The sequence below is a fragment of the Micromonospora sp. 15K316 genome, from assembly GCF_004348525.1.
In the GTDB taxonomy this organism is placed as follows: Bacteria; Actinomycetota; Actinomycetes; order Mycobacteriales; family Micromonosporaceae; genus Micromonospora.
In genome coordinates this window covers 1-5,702 of the sequence record NZ_SMKG01000308.1, presented here as the reverse complement: position 1 = coordinate 5,702, position 5,702 = coordinate 1, and the positions used below count along the sequence as shown (strand labels likewise).

The 5,702-nt window shown below is 74.0% G+C and carries 5 protein-coding genes; 2 read left to right on the top strand and 3 right to left on the bottom strand.

Annotation, left to right across the window (positions count from 1 at the left end; genetic code table 11):
- Both E1211_RS30245 and E1211_RS30240 read right to left on the bottom strand, forming a co-directional pair.
- A partial coding sequence (locus E1211_RS30245; protein ID WP_207915561.1) for a hypothetical protein occupies window positions 1-800 on the bottom strand: 800 nt, incomplete at its 3' end.
- Window positions 801-820: 20 nt separating this feature from the next.
- Window positions 821-1,708, bottom strand: coding sequence for a hypothetical protein (locus E1211_RS30240; protein WP_132353347.1), 888 nt, complete (start codon window positions 1,706-1,708; stop codon window positions 821-823).
- Window positions 1,709-1,810: 102 nt separating this feature from the next.
- Here E1211_RS30240 and E1211_RS30235 point away from each other — a divergent pair, with 102 nt between their 5' ends.
- Window positions 1,811-2,845, top strand: coding sequence for a hypothetical protein (locus E1211_RS30235; protein WP_243709772.1), 1,035 nt, complete (start codon window positions 1,811-1,813; stop codon window positions 2,843-2,845).
- Between the two features lie 94 nt (window positions 2,846-2,939).
- On the opposite strand, the gene murD is transcribed toward E1211_RS30235, so the two are convergent.
- Window positions 2,940-4,286, bottom strand: a complete 1,347-nt coding sequence (gene murD, locus E1211_RS30230) for a UDP-N-acetylmuramoyl-L-alanine--D-glutamate ligase (RefSeq protein WP_132353345.1) — start codon at window positions 4,284-4,286, stop codon at window positions 2,940-2,942.
- 105 nt (window positions 4,287-4,391) lie between these two features.
- Between murD and E1211_RS30225 the strand changes: the two genes are divergently transcribed.
- A partial coding sequence (locus tag E1211_RS30225; protein ID WP_132353343.1) for a hypothetical protein occupies window positions 4,392-5,702 on the top strand: 1,311 nt, incomplete at its 3' end.

Below are 5,702 nucleotides of genomic sequence, written 5' to 3'. Positions count from 1 at the left end.
CCACCCGCCCGCTCCGGCGGGCCGGAGCCGGCGTCGGGACGCCCGGCGAAGGGCCGCACCGGCGCGCCGGCCGCCGGTCGGGCCCGCCGCCGCCCCCGCGGCAGGTGCACCGCGACGGAGGTGAGCGCGAAGACCGACCACGCGACGGCGAGGGCGGCCGCGGGCGAGGCGTCCTGGACGTAGTGGTAACCGGCGAGGAAGCCGATGAGGGCCAGACTGTTACGGGCGAAGTGCCGGCTGAACTCGACCAGCTGGCGACGCGCCTCCACGGCGACCAGCACCCCCGAGTACGGGAAGGTCACCACCATGCCGCGCAGCAGCCCGCCGAGGAGCCCGGTGAGCACCGCGCCCACGAAGATCACCACCAGCTTGGCCGGGGCGGCCAGCGCGTCCCGCCGCGCGGTGGCGGCCGGCGCGACGGAATCCCCGGCCTCGGGAACCGCCACGGTCGCGGCGCGGGCCCGGTACCGCAGCGCCGTCATCGTCGCCGCCCAGGCCACCAGGACGCCGACCAGCGCGGCCTCGAAGGGTATCGGGACCGCCAGTACGCCCAGGCTCAACGCCACGTACGCGGCGACGCCCGCCGCGTCGGCGACCAGGATCGGCCAGCGCAGCCGGTGATGGGTGAACGCGACGACGACGAAGAAGAGGTTGAGCCCCGCCACCCCGACCAGCTGCGCCCCGTCCACCGGATGACCGGTGGTGACCAGGGCGAGCGTCATCGGCAGCGGCAGGCTGTAGACGAAGGCGCGTACCCGCACCGAACGGATGACGCTGACCACCCACACCACGGCGGTCACCAGGAGGACACCACTCCATGTCATAGCGGCCCGCTCTCAGGCCCCCCGAAGTCCGCGACGTCGGCGCAGAGCCGGAACACCCGGGTGAGACGGTCCACGTCGGTCCGGTTGATCGAGTACTGGTTCTCGCTGATCTCACCGTGCGCCGTCATCTTCGCCTCCCAGCAACCTGAGCCGTCCCAGACCGCCAGGTTCACGTTCAGGTGTGGGCTGACCGCGCCGAACGGCAGCAGACCCACCCGCACCCCCGCCCGGCGCTGGGTCTGCACCAGTTCGGACAGTTCGTCGCCGAGTTCCGCGTAGATGAAGATCCGGGTGATCGTCACTCCCCGGGCGAGGGCCGCCAGGTTCGCCTCCCAGTACCGGCGCCCGACATCCCCCCGCCACCAGCTCAGCTCCCCGCTGACCCGGGGCATCACGTTGGTCAGCCCGAGCAGCTGGCGGTGGCAGTCCCGGGTGGCGCCGATCAGGTCCTCGTCGTCGTCGCCACGCCGGATGATCCGGCCGGCGGCGAGCTGCTCGACCTCCAACCGGAACTCCTCGTAGCGGCGCTGCGCCACAGCGGCGACCCGGGTGCCGGCGTGCGCCTCGGCCGCCTCGCGCACGGCGCCGATGAGCTGCGGGGTGGAGCGGGCCAGCCAGGGCGGCCCGTCCAGCAGCGTCCGCAGGTGGAACCGACGCTCGGCGCGGGCCAGCGAGTCGACCAGCAGCGAGATCGTGATCCCCATCAGACCGGCGAGGAGGGACTCCACACCGGTGGCGGCGCCGGTCAGATCGAGCGTGATCGAGAGAGACACGGAGAGGGCGATGCCGAACAACGCGACCGGATCGGTGTGCGCCAGCAGCCGGGCGAACCCCCTCGGCGAGCCGAGTCGGCCGGTACGCGGTCGGCGGAGCAGTTCGGCCATCGACGACCTCCTCGCTGGCGGCTGCGGTCAGCGTAGGACCCGACGGCCAAGGTCCGTGCCGTACCACGCGGGCGGCGGCGGGCCGGCCGGTACGATCCGAGCGTGCCCGAGCCGCCCGTTCCGCCGCCGCCCGGGCCCGCCGGCCCGTCCCGGTCCACCCTGGTCACCGTGGAGACGGTGCCGCTGCCGCTGGCCGGCGGAACACCGCCCGCCGGCCCCGGCGCGATCGTCGACGGCATCGCGGCGTGGATCACCTCCGCACCGCTGCGCGGACTCGTCGACCGGTTCGCGGGCCGCTGGCCGACCGGCGACCTCGGCGCCGTCCTCGCCGGGATGGACGCCTTCTCCGCGGCGCACTGGGACTTCCGGGGCGGCCGGGAGCGGCCCGACGCCAGGGAGCCCGACCTCGATCCGGCGACGGCCCGGCTGGTCATGGCCGCGGCGGCCGCCCTCGGCCTGGTCCACCCCGTCGCCCCGGCTCGTCCCCGCTACGCCCACCTGCTCGTGCTGGGCGGGTTGGCGCAGGCCTGCCTGCGGCGGGTGGCGTACGCGGCGCACCTGCTGCGCCACGGCGTCCGGGTGGCCGGCGAGGTGGCGGTGCTGGGCAGCTTCCGGCCGCTCTCCGCGGCGGAGCGGCGAACGCTCACCGCCGCCGACGTGACCGGCGCCGACACCGAGGTCGACGCGCTCGACGCGGCGGTGCGGCTCGCCTTCGGAGTCACCCGGCCGGCCGAGGAGGACGGCGTGGACACCGGGCACCCGCACCACTCCTGGTCGTCGCGGACGTACCATCCCGCCGGTTTCCCGCCCGTGCGGGTGCTGGCCGCCCCGTCCAGCGAACCGCAGCACCGTCGCGCGCACACCGCCGACACGCAACGCTTCTGGGCCGGGCACGCCCGGCTCTCCTCCGGCGACCAGGTGCTGCTGGTCACCCACCCGATCTACGTGCCGTTCCAGCACTGCGACGCGCTGCGCACCCTCGCGGTGCCGTACGGCGCCGGGATCGACACCGTCGGCGTCGACCCCGCACTACCCGACCCGGTCCGGCTGCCCGAGCCCACGCTCACGCCCGGGCGCTACCTCCAGGAGATCCGCTCGGCCATCCGCTCGATGCGTTCCCTGCACACCGCCCTCTGACCCCGATCGGCCGGCCCCGCCGCGAGCCGCGGACCCGCGGCCGGCCGGATTACGCGCGGGCGGGCGAGTGGCTCACCGTGAAGGAGGCGTGACGTCACCGGGCGGTGTCGCGTACCGCCTCGGCGAAGACCGCGGAGCGGTGCTCGAAGTTGCGGAACCGTCCGTAGCTCGGCGCGGCGGGCGAGAGCAGCACGACGCCGCCCGCCGGGGTCAGCTCGCGGGCCAGCCGCACGGCGTCCACCAGCTCGTCCACCGTCTCGGTCCGCACCTTCGGCAGCCCGACGAGCGCCTCGACGATCCGGGGGCCGCTGTCCGGAATCCCGATCACGGTGATCTCGCGCTCGGCCAGGTGCTCCCGCAGCGGGCCGTAGTCCAGCCCCCGGTCGGCGCCGCCGACGATCACCGTGAGCGGCCGCCCCTCGTACGCGTCGATGGCGTGCATGGCGGCGTACGGGCTGGTGGCGAGGGTGTCGTCGACGAAGGTGAGCCCGGACGGGTCGACGATCTCGGTGAGTCGGTGGGCCAGCCCCTGGAACCCGGCCACCGCCACGGCGAGCGTGTCCTTGCGGGCGACGACGTCGACGCCGAGCGCGTCGAGCACGGCGAGCGCGACGCACAGGTTGCCCTCGTTGTGCCGGCCGACCAGCGGCAGCGCGGCGCGCGGGAAGAGCGGCTGGTCGCGCAGGTGGAACCAGGGCGCGCCGTCCGGACCGGTGGCCACGTGCGCGGTGTCGGGCCGGCCGGCGCGGATGGCCGCCCGGTCGCCCAGTTCGATCGCGAGCCGCGGGTCGTTGCCGTTGACGACCACGGTCCGCGGCCCGTACGCGATCAGGTTGAGCTTGTCCCGGTAGTACTCGGCCTCGCCGCCGTGCGCGTCGAGGTGCTCGGGGAAGAGCGCGGTGACCACCGCCACCCGGGGCGAGTCCGTCAGGTCGCTGCACTGGTAGCTGGAGAGCTCCAGCACGTAGAGGTCGGCCTCCGGCAGGTCCAGCGTGGGCACGCCGATGTTGCCGCCGAAGACGTTCGGCCGGTCCACCGCGTTCAGCAGGTGGCTGATCAGGCTCGACGTGGTGCTCTTGCCCTTGCTGCCGGTGACCCCGACGGTCCGGTCGCCGTGGTCGGCCATCCAGAGCGCGGTGCCCTGGGTGACGGTCACCCCCTGGCGGCGCAGCTCGACCAGCCACGGGTGGGTCTGCGGCACGCCCGGCGAGCGGACCACGACGTCGGCGGCGGCGAGCCGGGCGAAGCCCTCCTCGCCGGTGACGAGCGGCGCGGCCTCGGCCAGCGGCCCGTCCCAGGGCAGGGAGAGGAAGTTGGCGCTGTCGTCGACGGCGACGAGCGCGGCCGGGCCGTGTGCGGCGATAGCGGTCACCGCCGCCCGGCCCTCCCGGCCGGTCCCCCAGACGGCGACGGAACGTCCGCGCAGGTCAGACAGGCGCACAGGTGATCTCCTCCGGGGTTTCGGCGGTACCGGACGGGCCGGGTGTCGCGGCGCGGGTCCGGCACAGCCGGGCACGGCCGGACGAACCAGGGCCTAGTATGGCGTGTGCGCTACGAGCAACTGCGGCGGATGGACGCCTTCGGATTCCCGTCCTACTCGATCGACCTCTCCACCGGCGAGGTGTTGTTCGACTACGCTCTGACAGGTCCCGCCGGCGAGCAACGGTTCACCGAGGTGGTCACGCTCCCGTTGCCGGAGGCGCCGCCGTCCGACGAGACGGTGGCCGCCCTGGGCCGGGTGCTCGAGCTGCTGCACGTGGTCGCCGGGGTCAGCTACTACAAGACCGCCGCGCCCGGACGGCTGGTGCTGCCGGCTCCGCTCGGCCCGGCCGCCGCCGCGCTGGTCACGGCCGTCTACACCAAGGGCCTCGGCGAGTACGCGTACCGCAACCAGCTGCCGCACGTGCTCCAACTCACGCCGGAGATCCCGGACGGGTTGGTCAAGCCCGCGGCGCCGCTGGACAACTCCGACCGGCGGCCGCTCTCCGCGGTCGGCGGCGGCAAGGACTCGATCGTCAGCCTGGAGGCGCTGCGCCGGGCCGGCTTCGACCCGGTGCCGTTCTCGGTCAACCCGAACCACGTGATCGTCTCGGTGAACGAGGCGTCGGGCCTCGCCCCGCTGGCCGCCCGCCGCCGGATCGACCCGGTGCTGTTCGAGCTGAACGCCGCCGGCGCCCGCAACGGGCACATCCCGGTCACCGCGATCAACTCGCTGATCGCGGTCGCGACGTCGGTGCTGCACGGGCTGGGGCCGGTGGTGATGTCCAACGAGCGTTCCGCGTCCGACCCGAACCTGATCTGGAACGGTCACGAGATCAACCACCAGTGGTCCAAGGGGGTCGAGGCCGAGGGGCTGTTGCGTGCCGGGCTCACCGAGCACGCCGGGCTCACCGAGCCCTATTTCTCCCTGCTACGGCCGCTGTCCGAGCTGCACATCGCCCGGCTCTTCGCCGGGATCGACCGCTACGACAACGTGGTGACCAGCTGCAACGCGGCGTTCAAGCTGCACGACCCGAGCGACCGCTGGTGCCGGGACTGCCCGAAGTGCCGGTTCGTCTTCCTGGCCCTCGCCCCGTTCATGCCGCGGGAGCGGATCACCCACATCTTCGGCGGTGATCTGCTCGCCGACGAGGCGCAGATCCCCGGCTACCGGGAGCTGCTCGGGGTGGACGGGCACAAGCCGTTCGAGTGCGTCGGCGAGGTGGAGGAGTCGGTGGTGGCCTTGGGCCTGCTCGCCGAGCAGGAGCAGTGGCGGGACGCCCCGGTCGTACGCGCCCTGGTCGACGCCGTACCCGACACGGCCTGGTCGGTGGTCGCCACCTCGGACGTCTTCACCCCCGGCGGCGGCCCCCACCAC

Bases quoted from the DNA above. Each gene is read 5' to 3' on its own strand.
- E1211_RS30240 (WP_132353347.1), bottom strand. From the start codon at position 1,708: ATGGCCGAACTGCTCCGCCGACCGCGTACCGGCCGACTCGGCTCGCCG.